Annotated in this window: 16 protein-coding genes and 1 pseudogene; 4 read left to right on the top strand and 13 right to left on the bottom strand. The window is 41.5% G+C overall.

Features of this window, described 5'->3' with window-relative positions; all coding sequences use genetic code 11:
• Positions 1–5 precede the first annotated feature (5 nt).
• The 10 genes from DM444_RS20390 to DM444_RS20340 form a co-directional block, all read right to left on the bottom strand.
• The gene (locus tag DM444_RS20390) at positions 6–689 is read right to left on the bottom strand and encodes a conjugal transfer protein TraI (RefSeq protein WP_111290051.1); all 684 of its coding nucleotides are present in this window, start codon (positions 687–689) and stop codon (positions 6–8) included.
• A gap of 13 nt (positions 690–702) precedes the next feature.
• The gene (locus DM444_RS20385) at positions 703–3,171 is read right to left on the bottom strand and encodes a TraG family conjugative transposon ATPase (RefSeq protein WP_111290049.1); all 2,469 of its coding nucleotides are present in this window, start codon (positions 3,169–3,171) and stop codon (positions 703–705) included.
• A gap of 16 nt (positions 3,172–3,187) precedes the next feature.
• The gene (locus DM444_RS20380; RefSeq protein WP_111290047.1) at positions 3,188–3,820 is read right to left on the bottom strand and encodes a DNA cytosine methyltransferase; all 633 of its coding nucleotides are present in this window, start codon (positions 3,818–3,820) and stop codon (positions 3,188–3,190) included.
• A gap of 30 nt (positions 3,821–3,850) precedes the next feature.
• Positions 3,851–4,165: a DUF4133 domain-containing protein gene (locus DM444_RS20375; RefSeq protein WP_111290045.1), complete on the bottom strand. Its 315-nt coding sequence runs from the start codon at positions 4,163–4,165 to the stop codon at positions 3,851–3,853.
• On the bottom strand, positions 4,165–4,500 hold the full coding sequence (locus tag DM444_RS20370) for a DUF4134 domain-containing protein (protein ID WP_111290043.1): 336 nt from the start codon (positions 4,498–4,500) through the stop codon (positions 4,165–4,167). Before DM444_RS20370 ends, DM444_RS20375 begins: the two co-directional genes overlap by 1 nt.
• 129 nt (positions 4,501–4,629) lie before the next feature.
• Positions 4,630–5,076, bottom strand: a complete 447-nt coding sequence (locus DM444_RS20365; RefSeq protein ID WP_111290041.1) for a hypothetical protein — start codon at positions 5,074–5,076, stop codon at positions 4,630–4,632.
• A 420-nt stretch (positions 5,077–5,496) separates the two neighbouring features.
• Complete coding sequence (locus DM444_RS20360; protein WP_111290039.1) at positions 5,497–6,549, bottom strand: alpha/beta hydrolase family protein; 1,053 nt, start codon at positions 6,547–6,549, stop codon at positions 5,497–5,499.
• 428 nt (positions 6,550–6,977) lie between these two features.
• On the bottom strand, positions 6,978–8,402 hold the full coding sequence (locus DM444_RS20355) for an SDR family oxidoreductase (protein WP_111290037.1): 1,425 nt from the start codon (positions 8,400–8,402) through the stop codon (positions 6,978–6,980).
• A gap of 3 nt (positions 8,403–8,405) precedes the next feature.
• Positions 8,406–9,089 carry an SDR family NAD(P)-dependent oxidoreductase gene (locus DM444_RS20350; RefSeq protein WP_111290173.1) on the bottom strand — a complete coding sequence of 228 codons (684 nt, stop codon included), beginning with the start codon at positions 9,087–9,089 and terminating at the stop codon, positions 8,406–8,408.
• A 325-nt stretch (positions 9,090–9,414) separates the two neighbouring features.
• Positions 9,415–10,068: a MarR family winged helix-turn-helix transcriptional regulator gene (locus DM444_RS20340; protein ID WP_111290035.1), complete on the bottom strand. Its 654-nt coding sequence runs from the start codon at positions 10,066–10,068 to the stop codon at positions 9,415–9,417.
• Between the two features lie 176 nt (positions 10,069–10,244).
• Between DM444_RS20340 and hemH the strand changes: the two genes are divergently transcribed.
• Together hemH and DM444_RS23685 are read left to right on the top strand one after the other, a co-directional pair.
• Positions 10,245–11,258 carry a ferrochelatase gene (gene hemH, locus DM444_RS20335; RefSeq protein ID WP_111290033.1) on the top strand — a complete coding sequence of 338 codons (1,014 nt, stop codon included), beginning with the start codon at positions 10,245–10,247 and terminating at the stop codon, positions 11,256–11,258.
• A 60-nt stretch (positions 11,259–11,318) separates the two neighbouring features.
• Positions 11,319–11,465, top strand: a complete 147-nt coding sequence (locus tag DM444_RS23685) for a hypothetical protein (RefSeq protein ID WP_162615017.1) — start codon at positions 11,319–11,321, stop codon at positions 11,463–11,465.
• Between the two features lie 219 nt (positions 11,466–11,684).
• On the opposite strand, the gene DM444_RS20330 is transcribed toward DM444_RS23685, so the two are convergent.
• The 3 genes from DM444_RS20330 to DM444_RS20320 all read right to left on the bottom strand — a co-directional run bounded on the left by DM444_RS20330 (position 11,685) and on the right by DM444_RS20320 (position 13,861).
• A complete protein-coding gene (locus DM444_RS20330; RefSeq protein ID WP_111290031.1) occupies positions 11,685–12,197 on the bottom strand; it encodes a response regulator in 513 nt (170 codons plus the stop codon).
• A gap of 529 nt (positions 12,198–12,726) precedes the next feature.
• Positions 12,727–13,104, bottom strand: a complete 378-nt coding sequence (locus DM444_RS20325) for a helix-turn-helix domain-containing protein (protein ID WP_111290029.1) — start codon at positions 13,102–13,104, stop codon at positions 12,727–12,729.
• A gap of 169 nt (positions 13,105–13,273) precedes the next feature.
• On the bottom strand, positions 13,274–13,861 hold the full coding sequence (locus DM444_RS20320; RefSeq protein ID WP_111290027.1) for a Crp/Fnr family transcriptional regulator: 588 nt from the start codon (positions 13,859–13,861) through the stop codon (positions 13,274–13,276).
• Between the two features lie 459 nt (positions 13,862–14,320).
• On the opposite strand from DM444_RS20320, the pseudogene DM444_RS20315 reads away from it, so the two are divergent.
• Both DM444_RS20315 and DM444_RS20310 read left to right on the top strand, forming a co-directional pair.
• A pseudogene (locus tag DM444_RS20315) lies at positions 14,321–15,316 on the top strand (serine hydrolase domain-containing protein).
• 14 nt (positions 15,317–15,330) lie between these two features.
• On the top strand, positions 15,331–15,894 hold the full coding sequence (locus DM444_RS20310) for a DUF6624 domain-containing protein (RefSeq protein WP_111290025.1): 564 nt from the start codon (positions 15,331–15,333) through the stop codon (positions 15,892–15,894).
• The last annotated feature ends 77 nt before the right edge of the window (positions 15,895–15,971 follow it).

Here is a 15,971-nt window from a genome sequence, read left to right as displayed (position 1 = left end):
TTGGATTATGGTATTCCGTAAAATTGTTTTACCTGTTTTACATCTGCTTCCGTTTTGGCCCTCTGGAGACTCAGCAGAATGTTCTGCTGGTTAAACATGGTAAGGTCATCGTAATTGGCATCAATCTGATCCGCAGCCTTATTGATGATTTCAAGACGTTTGAGATCGCTCATCTGGGTGGTAAAAGAATCCAGAATCAAAAAAATCTGGTCGATATTCTTAAGGCTTTCTTCCATAATGCCTGAATAGACCCGCTCCATATACTGGATTTCGCTGTCTTTAAAATGGGGATCCTGCCTGAAAAGATTCCAGGCCCTTTCATATTCCTTAACCAGTCTGGACTGTTTTTTGGCTATTTCCCTTATCCTCTGGTAATAGGTGATAATTGATTTTACCTTACCCAGTTCCTCATAATAGCCTTTGTATAGGTCTTTCTGCTTCTGTGTCCATTCTGAAATCTCATCAAGCTTTAATTTTGAAAGGACATTCTCTGCCTGCTTCTGCGCATTCTGAAGCCAGATGGTTTTATTCTGCAGCCTCTGGATTCTCAGATCAATCGCTTTGATTACTTTTTTGGTAACCGCTTTCACAATCTCCAGTATCGGCAGCGCGGCCACTCTTTCTGCAGGTCTTGCCGGACTGCTGATCAGCAGCAGGCAGACCATGCAGGCAACTAATTTCTTTTTCATTTGTCCTTTTCATTTAATTTCCGTTTCTAATGTCCTGAGCCATTGCAGCAATTCCTTTTCTGATGTCCCCTCCAAACTTTTTCGCATAGGCATTCATTTTCACCTTCTCGCTTTCCTCTGTGGTATAGGCAAGATATTCCTCCAATGAAACCTCTGTCCTGTATACTTTTGAAAGCATCCCGCCAAGAGAAATAAAGACTTCCTTATATTTCCTATCCGGATCATTGGCTTTATTGACCGAAAGCACAAGGGCTTTCTCTTTCTCCGTAAGACCAAGCAGCTCCTGTATCTGGTCAAACTTATTCTGGTATTTGCTCTGATCCAGAAGGATCTTACAGTCGCTGTTGTTGATAATGGCCTGCTTTACAACAGGAGATGAAATGATATCCTCAACTTCCTGCGTGACTACTATAGCTTCCCCAAAAAACTTGCGGACAGTCTTAAAGAGATACTTGATATATTCTGCCATACCTTCCTTAGCTATAGCTTTCCAAGCTTCTTCAATGAGGATCATTTTTCGGATGCCTTTGAGCTTTCTCATCTTGCTGATGAACACTTCCATGATAATGATTGTCACCACTGGAAAAAGAATCGGATGGTCTTTGATATTGTCAAGCTCAAATACAATGAATCTTTCCTTTAGAAGCTCCAGATTCTCTGTTGCATTCAATAGATAGTCAAACTCGCCTCCCCTGTAGTAGGGACGCAGTACATATAGAAAATTGTTCACATCAAAATCTTTCTCTTTCACTTTATCATCTTCCAGAATGGAAACAAAATCATCCTTCAAAAACTCATAGAAGCTGTTAAAACACGGAAAAATATCAGAATGGATTTCCAGCTTTCCATAATACAGCTGCAGGGCGTTGGAAAGCGCCACATACTCGCTCCTGTTGAAAGTTTCGTCATCTTTCTTCCACAGAGCCAGCAGAAGCGTTTTGATGCTTTCCTTTTTCTCGGTATCCAGATTATCCCCTTCTGAAATATAAAACGGATTAAACCGGATCGGATTCTTCTCATCATAGGTGAAATAATAGCCGCCGACCATATCGCATAAGCCCCTGTAGCTATGCCCGACATCCACCAGCACAATATGGGTTCCCTGCTCGTAGTAGCTTCTCACCATATGGTTGGTGAAAAACGACTTGCCGCTTCCCGAAGGCCCAAGTATGAACTTGTTCCTGTTGGTGCAGATTCCCATCCTGACAGGCTCATCGCTGATATCCACATGCACGGGCTTTCCTGTCAGACGGTCTCCCAGCCTTATCCCGACAGGACTGAGCGAACTCTTATAGGCTGTTTCCATATTCAGAAAGCAGACTGCCTGCTCGGTGAAGGTGTCAAAGGCATCATTCATCGGAAAGTCTGCCGCATTTCCAGGCATGCCGGCCCAATAGATCTGAGGCGCTCCCACAGTCTCCTGTTTTGCGGCGGCATCCATCTGAGCCAGAGCTGACGACACCTTGTTTTTAATATCTTTCAGCTCTTCCCTGTCAGCGCTCCATGCCAGAACATTGAAATGCGCCTTCACAGGAAGCCTCTGCTGGGAGACCGCCTCGTTCAGAAAATCATTTGTGGCATCCCTTGCTATTAAATTTTCCCTGCTGTAAGCCGACAGGGACTGCAGCCGAAGCCTTTTGCTCTCCAGCTTCTGGATCGTCTTCTGCGCATCCTCAATAAAGAGATACTGATTGTAGATATGGTTGCAGGATAAGAGCTGTCCCAATGTTGAGGCAAATCCTATGCTGAATTTGGTCTTATCTGTAGAGTAGCGGTCATAATTGATCCGAGAGCCGCAGAGCCCAGGCAGGTCGGCCGCATCGCCAAGCGTAAAAAGCTGGCAGCGCTTATCTCCAACCGCAATCCCATCATTAAAGCTGATATCGCTAAAAACAGATGAATCTTCCGCTTCAGATAAAAAACAGTACTTTTCCACCAGCCCGATCCTTCTGCTCTGGCTTCTAAGCGAATCATTCTTCAAACGAATAAGCTTAACAAACCCGCTGTCTTCCATAATCCTTTTAAACTGCCCGCATACATCGATAAAATCCTGCAGCAGCTGCGGCTTTAAAGCCTCTTCAGGAACTATGGAGCCCCTGAGCAGACTGGAAAACAATGATGTTGCATTCCTTCTGCCCTGCGGCTTCTTGGTGAGCATGATATAGCAGCAATGGTCCAGAAATGGCCTCTCATTAAAAAAACGCTCGCTGCTTCTTGCCAGAAAACTGTCCCCACCGCCTGAAAAATCAGCTTTATAGGCACTCTCTAAAAACCAGTCCTGCTTATGGAAGACGCAGAACTTGGGGAGCACCTTTATCGCTTTAATCCAGGACTGGTGGAAAGCTTCGTACTCCTGATCCGACAATGTGAAAATCTCAGGCAGTTCCGCTTTAAAAACTATTGTTGCATCCCCCTGTTTTGATAATATGCAGTCATGCTCCACTGCCATAATCGGCAGCATTTCCTTCATCTCCTTTTTCATCTTTAATGTATTTTACCTACTGTTTTACAGCTAAACGATTACCGCTGCCCGCATCTGCCGCTTTTGCCATTTTTAGGATATGGAGTCCAAGCTGCGGACTCACGCAGTTGCGAAGAATCTGTCTTCTATTCTTTAGCTTGAATTCCTTGAGGCTGAATCCTAAAACTTTTTCAAGTTCGGGTATCTGGGCATATCTGATCTTTATTTCTGAAAGGGCATCAGCTGCATGTATCGTGAAATTTGACCAGAAAAGATGACGATGCAGCACTGCATCCGGCTCAATAAGAGGCTTATAATAAGGCTTGACATTCTCAACTGCCCAGAAGCACAAGGCGTTATGCTTTAGAAACAGTATTTCCTGATAAAGCCGCATATCAGGGTAGACTGGGACAGTGCCTCTAAATCTCACGCATATATTGTGCCTGAAAGAAGAATGTGACTGGCATGGCGGAGAAGACCAGATAAAATCAAATTCATTGAAATGGTCTAAAAGATACTGATGCGCATCGGCAACTATCACTGTATCATCAGGAAATCTCTGTGCATATATCGCAGCCAGCAAAGGATCCAGCTCCACAGCCGTCACTGATACGGCTGTCCAGCTTTTCCTGTTGCCTCCAATTCCGGCATATAAGTTTAAGATTTTCATAAATCACAATTCACATGTAACGTTTTACAGCTATAACTTTATAAACATAGCCCTGCTGTAGGCTTTGATGCATTTTGGAGCCTGCCTTCTGGCAATTGCCTTCATCATTCCATACTCGCCATACCTATTGCTCATTCTGTATATTTTAAAAACGAGAAGGCCTCCCGCCGTTCCAATAAAAACAACGCATGCAAGGGAAGGGATTCCAATAATATACAGCGCGGCAAATAAGATCATCAGCATAACAATACCACCTCCCAAATACCAGATATACTGCGCTTTCAGCCCCTTGAATTCAATGCTTTGATTAATGCCTTTATTAATCTTATATACACTGTTTGCCATCAGACTCCAAAGAAGGATTTAATGACCGTGGCGACCACCACCAGAAACACGCAGCTACCAAACCAGGCGGCGGCGACCTTGCCCGTATCAGGATCTCCCGCATTCCATTTCTGATACACTTTTACTGCCCCAATAAGTCCCAGTATGGCTCCTACGGCATACATCAATTCGGTTCCCGCATCAAAATAGCTGCGCACCTTCTGGTTTGCCTCATTGATTCCTGCCACTCCATCCTGGCTGTAAGCCGTGCCGAAATACAGCATAAAAAGCAATGAGGCGCCCAAGCCCTTTATCCTTCTCCAGAATAATTTCAATCTCCAATTCCACCTTTTCATCTCCCATCATTTAAATTAAACCATCACTTGAAATAAAAGCAGAGAAATACCGCTGTTACAGCTTCTATCTCTTTGTCACAAAACGCCATACCGCACTAGAGCGAACAGGGATATTCCTCTGCATAAGACCTATTTTTCAACATTGTCCCATAAGCGATCCATCTCTTCCGCGCTCAGCAGAAATTCAGAATGCTTCCGGCTTTCCAAGACCGTAAGGGAATTTATCTTATCGCGTAAAGCAGACTGCCTTACAAAAGGATATTCAGCAAGCACAAACTGCAGATAATGCCTGAATTCAGCTTTAGACACACCTCTATCGTTACTTTCAGAAAACACGCCTAACAGCCTATTATACAAATCCTCAGCATCTTCAAGAGTATCAAAAGGCTCGCTGTATTCTGAAAAAGGCCCCAGCCTTTTTTCATTCTTCCCGACTGAAGATCTGCTCCCCGATCTGCCTTTGAAAACAGAGCTGATATTCTTATAATAATATCTGAAATACACAAATCCATACCACACCAAAACAAAAGCAATAATGGAAGCCGCATAAGCTCCCCAAGAAATATCTGCAAGCATAACTGTTTCTTTTACCGTTAAACATCCATTGCAAAAATCAGACAGCGCGTTCTGATTTAAATGCAGGACAAAGGAACAATTACATCAGCCCCATTACAAGCACAACTTTTTGTCTTGCCTTGCTGTCCCTTATGATGATGGCAAGCCTCAATTTCCATAAGCAGCCTGACAGAACTGAAGAAAATGCCTTGCCTATTTCAGTTCTCTTAAAAATCATCAAAAAAAAAGATGGGCGTGATGCCCATCTTTAAAGTGCCATAAAAGACGTGTTCAATCTGAATGCTGAAACAGCAGCGAAATGCCTGCAGACAGCATTTTCTAAGCTTCTTGAAATATTAATCTGCCTCTCAAGCTTTTTATTGCCTCTGAAGCTAAAATGCGTCTATTTGTCTTAGCCATCTATTCAAAATGTACAGATTTTTAATTGCAGTTTGCAATTCTCGGATTATTTGATGCTCCACATTGGAAAGAATATTTACTCTGTGGATATAAGGGAGAAGGGTCATCAGTCACTTCCAATGGAGACAGCGCCTGCCCATTATAGCTCGGCATTGTTGCCTGCTCTTTAGATCCATTTCCTAGCGCTACATTTTTGGCTGCCGAATTTCCATTAAAACTATAATCAATCAGCGCGTCAAGCAATCTGTAGATCCCATAGTAATCATATGCATCATAGGAGCTTTGCGTATTGGGAAGATTATGCTCCGCGCTGTATGTGAAAGTTGGCAATACTGATTTTTTTATTAAAATAAAATCTTTTTCAGAGTTTGGAATATTTATATTCTTAAAAATATCAATTGCCATCCTATGGTCATTCGTTACGTCGTCATTATATACCTGGGTTATCAGTTTTGTGTTTTCCGGAAAATTTTGCAGTTCCTCCTGCGTGATTTCATAGGAATACCATTGCGCCATTGCAAAAATAAAACGTCCGTTCTCTCCCCAGCCTTCATCAACAAACCCTCTATAGGCTAAAGCAAAAGAGGCTCCTGCGCCAAATGAATGCCCCATAAAGCCTACTTTTTTGGTATCAATTACATCAGGGTAATCCGTGGCAGCTTTTTTAAAGCTTTCCCATAGTACGCCATACCTTTCATCCACTGTCACACCCGTTGTGGGATAAGGCGCAAAAACCACAGCATATCCTTTTTTTGCGATGAATTCATACAATCCAATATTATATGCACTTTCCTCTCCTCCAAATGGATGCGAATAAAAAATTACGGGTCTTGGGGAAGCAATATCTTTTGGGTAAAATATTTCAACATTTCTGCCACTGTACAGCGGGCTTGGAAAACTGATTTTTGCCACAGTATAGGCTCCATCTGATCCATAGCCGGTTTTTGGCCTGGAAATGGGCCCGGCCAAATCATCGTCCACATAAGCGGAATCTTGGCCTGAATCATCTGCTTCGTTCTTTGAGCAGGACAGTAATAGAAATAAAGAGATCATAAATAAAATTGGGGCCTTCATTTTTACGCATTTAAAGTTATTTTAATAAGACTAATTTTCATTGCAATGGTTTAATGCTTTAAATTTAAAGCATAATTAAATGCGGAGGCCTAAATGGCAAATTAATTCATAACCGACGCCTCTATTATTTTATCAGACGGGTTTTGCCTTTATAATCCTCACAAAAAGAATCAAAAAAGGAAATCTTTTCAGCGGTCATGCATCTAAAAAAACAATGGAAAAAAGCTTACCGCTTCTTAAAGCTGATAAAAGCATAACTAAAAATTATTTTCTGGTCCCCTATCCTTTAATAGGCTCCATTTGAACAGATTAAGCATTTAAGATGCAGGAAGGCACAGTAGAATTTTTAATGGAGAAAAAGGATTCGGATTTATAGCGCCTGTTTAGAACAGGCGCCTTATAAACCCTAATTTAATCGAGTTATGCCGTCAATTGGGCCGCTGAATCAGCTTTTTAAGCATCCCGTCAAATATAAAGCCATGAAACGGCAGGACGCAATACCAGTATGCTTTGCCCATCAATCCGCGCGGCTTAAAAGTAGCGGCCTGATATAAGGTATTGCCGATTATTTTAAATTCCAGCCATGCTTCACCGGGCAGCTTCATCTCGGCATATAAAACCAGTTTCCCTTCGGCTTTATTGGCATATACCACCCTCCAGAAATCCAGTGCATCTCCTGCATGCAGCCCATTTTTATTTGTCCTTCCCCTTCGGGTTCCAACACCTCCAAAAATCTTATCGATGAAGCCGCGCAAATCCCAGAGCCAGTCGGCATAATACCATCCTGTTTCTCCGCCAATAGACCAGATTCGGGCAATAGTATATTCCCGGTCTATTACCGTTCTTTTCCTTCTGTCAATATAGCAGCCCTTTTTTGGAACTTTTAGGTATTGGGAAACATTTCCCCTAAGCAGCCCGCTTACCTGTGAGTCCTTCCAGCTTGAGAGGATATCATCTTCACTAATTTTTTTCAAAGCCCTCTCTACTGCCTGCCTGTAGGCAATAGGAGTGATTCCCAGCATGCTATTAATATTATTATCGCTGCAGATCACTTCTGTTTTCATACTGCTGACCAGCGCTGAAGCCAGTTTGAAGGAAGTTGAGGTGACAAAATACAGCCAGTAGGACGATAATTTTGGCGTCATTACCGGTATTGTAAAAATATGCCTCTTCAGGTTTTTAGCTTTAGCAAACTCCAAAAGCATTTCTTTATAGGTCAATATATCTGGCCCCCCGATATCAAAACTTTTGCTGTAAGCCAATGGATTTAGGAGTGACCGGATTAAAAATTCCAAAACGTCACCGATTGCAATCGGCTGGCATTTCGTATTGAGCCATTTTGGGGCAATCATAATGGGCAGCTTATCCACCAGATCCCGCATTATCTCAAAAGAAGCGCTTCCTGATCCAACTATGATTCCAGCCCGAAGCACAGTTGAGGGAACTGCTGCGGTTTTTAAAATATCCTCTACCGCCTTTCTTGATGACAAATGCTTGGATAGTGACCGGCCGTTTACAATTCCGCTGAGATAAATGATCTGTTTTGCATTTGTCCTGTTTATTTTTTCAATGAAATAATTTGCCGAAATGCTTTCCAGTTCATCATAATTGGAAGCGCCAGACATGGAATGTATCAGATAATAGGCCGCATCAATATCATCGGGAATCTTATTGAGGCTTCCCGGATCTAAAAAATCAACTTCGATAACCTGTATTTTATCGGTTAGCTTTTCAGGAAAACGGAATCTGCTTTTATCCCTCACACAGCAGATTACTTCACTGCCATTCTCCAGCAGCAAGGGTAAAAGCCTCCTGCCTATATAGCCTGTTGCGCCTGTTAGGAGAATTTTCATTTTTTACAATTTAAAGCTTACCAAACCATAGTCCATTGGGAAAATCTGGCCCGAAATTGAAGCTGCATCTTCAGAAATCAGATAGCCTGCCATACGAGCCACTTCTTTTGGCTTCAGGTAATTTTTCATGGGGTGCCGCTGCATCATATTTTCCTTCATGCGGTCATTTCTTAAAATGGAAGCAGATAGGGAAGTTTCCGTAATAGTGGGCGCAATGGCATTAATCCGGACCAAAGGGGCAAGTTCTGCACCGAGCGACTTAACCAGCCCCTCCACTCCCGACTTGGCAGCCGCAGTGCTGGCATGGAAAGGCATTCCGAGTTTTGCCGCAACGCTGCTGAACAGAACTATCGAAGGATTTTTTCCCTTCTTTAAGGCAGGCAGAAAATGCTGAATCGCCTTCACGGCGCCTATCACATTAATTTCAAAATCATTTCTGAAATCATCGGCGCTTAAACTCAAAATAGGCTTTAAATTTATGGAACCCGGACAGTAGATAAGAGCATCTATGCCATCTATTTCGGGAAGCGCATCCGCTAATACATCGGCACTGCAGTGAATCAGATTGGGATGCAGAATTTCAGGTTCCGTCCTGCTGATATTGCAGACCCGCTTATGCTCTAGCTGCTGCTCCAAAATAGCTCTTCCGATTCCTTTGCTGCCTCCTATTACAACTACATTTTCCATGATTTCCATATTCATATTAAAATTTTTAATCGATTTTACTGATAGCAGGCTTTCGTAATCTGCCGAATTATATCATAACCGAAAGCTTTGATCCCAAAAGAAAAGCTGGTGGAATGCTTCCGGGTAGTGGCCCTGCTTATCTGATATGATAGCTCGTCGAACAAATTTTTCATAAAATGCTGTATTTTTATCTCTTTCTTTTTAAAACTGCCATTTCTAATATCGTCCATCAAGGCTTTTCAGATCCAATAGCCGTCAAATGGGCCGCATGACACTGCTTTAAGCTATGTTTTTAAAACACCTGCCGCAAGATTAAAGATGCTCTTTATTGAATATTTAGCGCCGCAAGCAATTTGGACGGGGCTATATTTCTATTAAAAATGGGATTGTGAAAATCCTCAAGCTTGCTCAAAATTCGAATCAGTTCCATTTTTTCCGAAAAAGTCAGATTGCCGCTTACGATCTTAGATGCATTTCGAATCTTTGGCATCTGCTTTTCCAATATCTTGATTCCGTAGTCAGTGATACTGATATTCTTGCTTCTTCGGTCAGTTGGCGACAAATCCTGGCGTATCCATCCCCTGCTTAATAATCTTGCTATGATCTGCATTCCCGTGGGCTTATCCTGCAGATTCATCTTTATAAGCTCCATTTTAGACATCCTGCCATGAACCCTAAGATTAATGAGATAGATAAAATCCTCCTGCGTAGAAAAATCCGTATCCGAGATAATCGCTCTAGAATACATTTTAGCATATCTATTCATGCTCACAATCATAGTGCAGATCACCCCCTCAGGGCTTCGCCCATTTGCCTTACCCTCCCAATCTGGCTCAGCTTTATCCTGCATGGGTATAAAATTCTCAGCAATCCAAGATTTAAAACCTTCCACGGAATCCGCTTCCTGGCCCACTGCCTTTCTTGATTTTTCGAAGTCACCCGCCAAATCAATAATATCTTTAAGTAAATTATAATTCATAAAAAATATTTTTAAGTATACAAATATACTTTTATTTTTACATTTTAGTTTACTTTTGTACCATTTAAAAAAATATCAAATTAATTTTAAGCAGAAATATTCTCAGACCGGATTAAAATACAGGGCTGAAAATCTATTTTTAAGAAATAAGGGAACTTTAAATTCAAAAAAAAAAAATGAAGGGCGTATTAATAGTAAACTTAGGATCACCAGAGAGTCCAACAGCAAAAGATGTGAAACCGTATTTAGATGAGTTTTTAATGGACAAATATGTAATAGACTTTCCATATCTGTTAAGAGCCTTATTGGTTCGCGGGATTATTTTAAGAAAAAGACCGGAGGAATCCGCACATGCCTATTCAAAAATCTGGTGGGAAGAAGGTTCTCCATTAGTGGTCCTTTCAGAAAGAATGCGCAAAAAAGTTCAGCCTTTGGCGAATGTTCCCGTTTCGCTGGCAATGCGCTACGGAAGCATGACAATCGAAAAAGGGCTTCAGGAACTGAGCGATAAGGGAGTTGAAGATGTGCTGCTTTTTCCGCTGTATCCGCAATATGCAATGGCTTCGACTCTGACTATTTTGGCTAAAGCTGAAGAAATCCGCAAGAAGAAGTTCCCTCATATGAAATTTACAGATTTTCCGGCATTCTACAACAGACCGGATTACATTAAGAATCTGGCCGATTCAATCCAAAAACATTTAGCCGGTTTTGAATATGATCATCTATTGTTTTCATACCACGGAATTCCGGAGCGCCATATCCGCAAAGCTGATGTGACTAAATCTCACTGTAAAATTGACGGCTCCTGCTGCAGCACAGCGTCACCTGCGCATGATTTCTGCTATCGCCACCAATGTTACGAAACAACAAGACAAGCTGTAAAATTATTAGGGCTTCCTGCAGATAAATACAGTCTGACATTTCAATCGCGCCTGGCGGGAGACAAATGGCTGGAACCTTATACCGATGTCGAAATTGACAGCATGCCGGCCAAAGGAATCAAGAGATTGGCAGTTGTAACGCCAGCTTTCGTTTCAGACTGTTTGGAGACTCTGGAAGAAATCGCAATGCGTGCCAAAGAAGATTTTCAGGCAAATGGAGGAGAAGAATTCCTGGCAATTCCTTGTCTGAATGATGGCGATGAATGGTGTGAGACTGTAGCGGGCTGGATTAATGATTGGGCAAAATAGATAATCGCAAAGAGATATCAGAACTGCATTTCATAATTTTTATCAGTTAAAACAACCATTATGCTCTGGCAAACTTCATCATCTGGCCTTAAAACAGATTGTTTGGATAAAATTAGGAAAATTGGCAGTGGCGATTTTGACAATCCATTAATTGCGGGCGTATTAAACCCTTCTCGTGCCGTTTCTTTGAAATATGAAGAAATTTAAAAATTAAAATACAGGCAAAGACAGCTGGCCGGTATCCCACAACGAGTTCCCAAAATTCACCTGCGACATTGAAGATAAAATATTCAATTGCCAAAGCATTCTCACAGGACTACCTTATCCTTCAGGGGATCTGAATGAAATACAGCTGCTACAGAAAATGGAAAAAGGCCTAAAGCACCATCACAGGGAAAAAATAAACGGATAATACCGGCAAGACATCTAGGAGTCCCCCTGAGATATATTCTTTTCTGAAATAAAAAATAATTTTTTTACCGGGTTTAGCAAAGCTTTGGCCCAGTGCAGAAAGAACACTTTCTTTAGGATCAGCACAAAGCCATTAAAGGAATTCGGTTTCTGCACATAAAGGTCCGCCCCCTTCTCAAAGGCGTCTTCAATATCCGAAGGGTGATCCCAGGTGGAGAGCATAACGGCAGGAATATCCCTAAGGTCTTTATCTGCCTTTATCTCTTCCAGAGCCTGCTTCCCCCCTTTAACGGGCATATTGATATCGATAAAAATAATATCCGGATCGGGCTGGGATTTATCTTTTAGGCTGTCCACGAGCTCCTGCCCGTTCTCAACGGTGACCACCTCAGAGGAAACATCAGATTCCCCGAGGGCATCGATGAATAATTCCTGGTCGTCCTTATCATCTTCGGCCAGTATAATTTTCAGAGGCTCCTCGCCATTTACGCCTTCAGGAGCCGTGCGGGAATTTTCAGAACTCATCATCTTGAAGCGGTTTTACACCCATCAAATGTAGTGCATAAACGCTTAAAAGATTTCGCTAAACCAATAATTTTAAAAGCAGTCTTTCGCATCCCTGTTTTCAAAGAGCAGAAAGCCTCCCGCTTAAGGCAGGGAGCCCAGATTTTCCCCACATGTAAAACATCACCCACCAATCAGATGCAGTTAGCCCTTTTTCATTGCATCAGCGGGTTTTATTCTGCTTTCTCGAAATGTGAAATTTTCAGGAAAAATGAAGCCAATCATATCCCGAGAATCAGCTAAAGTTCCATTTTAAAAGACCTCACCAAACTTTAAGAGTTTTTCCAGCTGCTGAACTACATAAGATTATAATCTCGAGCATCTGTTTTCTCAGCAAGCAATAATTTCTTTTATAAACCGCAATCTGCTCAAGGGACTTATTTTTTTAGCTGGAAATAGCCAAACTGCTTCCCGGGGCAGCGGCTTGCTTAAGTCCATTATTACATTTCCCGCTGGCCTTGCCTAATATCATGCTTGCCCCTAAGATTGCAGACTATAGGGAGCTGCATTTTTCTTTGTAATATTTAAGCTCGAGATCTGTCTTGCCAAGCAGCTTTTCTAAAAGCAGAATCTTATCTTCATATAGTTTTGCAATTAAATGAAAGTTATTTTGGCCATTTAAAGCGCCGTTCTTTTTGATATGCCTTTCTTCGCTAAAATATTTCTGAATCTCAAAATTGATTATATTTTCTACAGAGAGATCGAAAATAACGGCAAGCTGCTGAAGCTTCTCCAGGCTCAGGCCTGTTTTACCTTTTTCAATCTTGCTGTAGCCTGCCTGCGTAATTCCCAGCCGATACGCTGTATATTCCTGAGTGTAATTTTTTAATTCCCTGATGCTTTTAATCTTAGCGCCTATTGACATTTCCATAATACCATATCTTTTAATTCTTCTCGACAATATTCAAATAATGCATTAATATAAGATACAGCTTATCACTATCCATAATGGCAAAATGCTGAATCTATATTAGCTTTGCGATCGTGTAAAATTAAATTCTAAAAAAAACAACAGCAATAACATTTGTTTACATTTTGGCTCATTCCTGCTCAGCACCCTGTTTGAGGCGGCTTAAATGAACAGGGCTTATGTTAAGGTAAGAGGCAATATAATGCTGAGGCACACGGATGAGTATTTTGGGAAACATAATATTCATGCTGTTATAGCGCTGTATGGGGGTCTGCGTATAAAATCCTTTAATTTTATAATTCATCAGAAAAAAATAGTCCTCTGCAATAAGCCTCCCTAACTTTTCTCCATAAAGAAGATTCTTATAAAGAAATTGCAGCATCTCAAAAGTAATTACGATAACGGTCGTATTTTCAAGCGCCTGAATGTAAAAGTCTGCAGAAGTCTGTTTTAAAAAACTCTCATAATCGGTGGCAAAAGTATTTTCCAGTGAAAAATGGAATGTTTTTTCATCATCATTTTCATCAACAAAATATATCCTCAATATCCCTTTTGCCACAAAATATATTTCACGGCTGATTTCTCCTTTAGACAGAATTATCTCTTTTTTCCTAATGCGCTTAAGCTTAAACATAGACTTACACTGCTCCCATTCAGAGTCATTAATGTCTATATAATGCAATATCAGTTCACGTATGGTTTTCAATTCGCTGTTCATAGATTTCTTTTAGGTTTAACCTAACAAAATTTTAATCCTAATAATGGAGCTGCACCATCACTTATTTCTGCTTTGTTAGGCTATATAAAATAATATAGGCAATTTTATCTGTATAGATGAAAGAGCCAATAGCAATTCTTTACATCTATTTTAATTAAAGACCGCTATGAAAGCTTTTGAATTTTAAAAAAGTGGATGCCGCATAAAAATCCCCGCTTTACCCCTCTTGGATGAAAAAATCTTCACTGATTTTTTTCCATTGATAAAAGCCATCAAATTGTACAGGAATGTTTGTCAAAATTAGCTGGAAATGCAATTGCTAAGAATAAACTATTTCATATCGGGTTCGCTATGAAAAATTGAGTTTTGCTTTTCGAAGTGAATTTTTGCCATGCTCTCTGTAGCCTGATTGCACTCTAAGACGTCTAATTGGAGAAAAACCTATTTGTTATAGCGGAAATGAAGCACATTTGCATCCTGCTCTCGGCAGCAGTTTTTATTATCGGGGCAGCTGATCGCCTTTATGCCCAAAACCTTGAAGCCAAAGCAGACAGTCTGATACTAAAAGATTTCAATGCCAAAAATGGTCCCGGAGCCCTATTAATGCTTGAGGAACAGGGGAAGCTGAATGCAAAGGATCCCGTTTCCAAATACATACCCGATTATTCTGGCGGGAATAAAATAACCCTGCATCATCTGCTTACGCATACTTCGGGCATTAAAGATTTTACAAAAATGAAGCAGCTGTCCGATATTGCGCAGAAAGAGATGGCACCTGCAATGATGGCTTCTTTTTTTAAGAATGAACCAGCTGATTTTCCGCCTGGAGAAAAGTATGAGTATAACAATTCGGGCTATGTTCTTCTGGGTTAAATTATTGAACTGGTTTCTGGAGAAGCATATGGGGACTTTATAAAAAAGCATATCTTTGATAAAGCGGGAATGAACCAATCCTGCTACGCCAGCAATCGGAAGATAATCCTAAAAAGGGTTTATGGCTGCCATAAGAAAGAATACGGCTATTTGAATAAGACGCCAATTAGCTTTAGTGTGCCTTACTCTTCGGGTTCGCTGATGTCTGCCGCAGGGGATATGCTCAAATGGCAGAATGCCTTAAATCAGAACCTGCTGCTTGGAGCGAACCAGACCGGCAAGGCTTTCAGCAGGCATAGATTAAACAATGGAGATGAATTCGCATACGGCTGCGACTGGCACATAAAAGATGTAAACGCAATAGCATCCAGGGAACACGGGGGCAGTATTTTCGGCTTCAAAACAATGGCGGTCTATATTCCCGAGCACGATATTTATGTTATAGGATTAAGCAATTGCGACTGTAATTCTCCTACACAGACTGTCAGGGATATTACCGCGCTGGCTCTTAATATGCAAGACAGGATCCAAGTCGGAAGGCAAGGGAATTTCCGTTGCATTATAATGCATTTTAGAAACTAACATTTGACATTTTAATGGAGAACACCAAAAATATTGCCAGAGAATTAATAGAAATGGCACGCCATGACCTGGAGGTCCGTGAAGCGCTGCTAAAAGAAGGAAAGCTGTCACCAGGCTATAATCCCGATATGGAGCGTGTGCATAAAAAAAATGCGCAGCGGCTTGAGGAAATTATTGATTCTATCGGATACCCTACAAAATCAAGTGTCGGTGAAGAAGCCAGCCAGGCAGCCTGGCTCATTGTCCAGCACGCAATCAGCCTGCCGCTTTTTATGAAAAGATGCTATGCGCTCATATCCGAAGCTGCCAATGAAGTGAGTCCGCAAAACTTTGCCTACCTGCATGACAGGATATGCTATTTTGAAGGAAGGCCGCAGAAGTTTGGCACCCAGTTTGACGCGCGAGGCATGTATCCCGTAGAAGATAAGGCAGAAATGATCCGCCTGCGAAGAGAGCTCCAGCTGGCTCCGCATGACGAAGAATCTATAGCAGAGTTTATGGCTTCAGTTCACAAAATGAACCTGCACCCGCATGACCAGGAGTTTAACCGCTGGCGAAAACAGGTTGGCTGGATATGAAAAACATTACGCAATTATTTTCTGTTCCTGAACTGGGCAAATCGATGATACGCTAAGGAAGATTACCAGCCATTACT

Origin of the sequence: Flavobacterium ginsenosidimutans (assembly GCF_003254625.1) — a bacterium.
GTDB lineage: Bacteria > Bacteroidota > Bacteroidia > Flavobacteriales > Flavobacteriaceae > Flavobacterium > Flavobacterium ginsenosidimutans.
This window is presented reverse-complemented; position numbering and strand designations above follow the sequence as displayed.

What these genes read in the sequence shown, in the direction of transcription:
- DM444_RS20390 (WP_111290051.1), bottom strand. Translation starts at nt 689, where the DNA reads ATGAAAAAGAAATTAGTTGCCTGCATGGTCTGCCTGCTGCTGATCAGC.
- DM444_RS20385 (WP_111290049.1), bottom strand. Translation starts at nt 3,171, where the DNA reads ATGAAAAAGGAGATGAAGGAAATGCTGCCGATTATGGCAGTGGAGCAT.
- DM444_RS20380 (WP_111290047.1), bottom strand. Translation starts at nt 3,820, where the DNA reads ATGAAAATCTTAAACTTATATGCCGGAATTGGAGGCAACAGGAAAAGC.
- DM444_RS20375 (WP_111290045.1), bottom strand. Translation starts at nt 4,165, where the DNA reads ATGGCAAACAGTGTATATAAGATTAATAAAGGCATTAATCAAAGCATT.
- DM444_RS20370 (WP_111290043.1), bottom strand. Translation starts at nt 4,500, where the DNA reads ATGAAAAGGTGGAATTGGAGATTGAAATTATTCTGGAGAAGGATAAAG.
- DM444_RS20365 (WP_111290041.1), bottom strand. Translation starts at nt 5,076, where the DNA reads ATGCTTGCAGATATTTCTTGGGGAGCTTATGCGGCTTCCATTATTGCT.
- DM444_RS20360 (WP_111290039.1), bottom strand. Translation starts at nt 6,549, where the DNA reads ATGAAGGCCCCAATTTTATTTATGATCTCTTTATTTCTATTACTGTCC.
- DM444_RS20355 (WP_111290037.1), bottom strand. Translation starts at nt 8,402, where the DNA reads ATGAAAATTCTCCTAACAGGCGCAACAGGCTATATAGGCAGGAGGCTT.
- DM444_RS20350 (WP_111290173.1), bottom strand. Translation starts at nt 9,089, where the DNA reads ATGGAAAATGTAGTTGTAATAGGAGGCAGCAAAGGAATCGGAAGAGCT.
- DM444_RS20340 (WP_111290035.1), bottom strand. Translation starts at nt 10,068, where the DNA reads ATGAATTATAATTTACTTAAAGATATTATTGATTTGGCGGGTGACTTC.
- hemH (WP_111290033.1), top strand. Translation starts at nt 10,245, where the DNA reads ATGAAGGGCGTATTAATAGTAAACTTAGGATCACCAGAGAGTCCAACA.
- DM444_RS23685 (WP_162615017.1), top strand. Translation starts at nt 11,319, where the DNA reads ATGCTCTGGCAAACTTCATCATCTGGCCTTAAAACAGATTGTTTGGAT.
- DM444_RS20330 (WP_111290031.1), bottom strand. Translation starts at nt 12,197, where the DNA reads ATGATGAGTTCTGAAAATTCCCGCACGGCTCCTGAAGGCGTAAATGGC.
- DM444_RS20325 (WP_111290029.1), bottom strand. Translation starts at nt 13,104, where the DNA reads ATGGAAATGTCAATAGGCGCTAAGATTAAAAGCATCAGGGAATTAAAA.
- DM444_RS20320 (WP_111290027.1), bottom strand. Translation starts at nt 13,861, where the DNA reads ATGAACAGCGAATTGAAAACCATACGTGAACTGATATTGCATTATATA.
- DM444_RS20310 (WP_111290025.1), top strand. Translation starts at nt 15,331, where the DNA reads ATGGAGAACACCAAAAATATTGCCAGAGAATTAATAGAAATGGCACGC.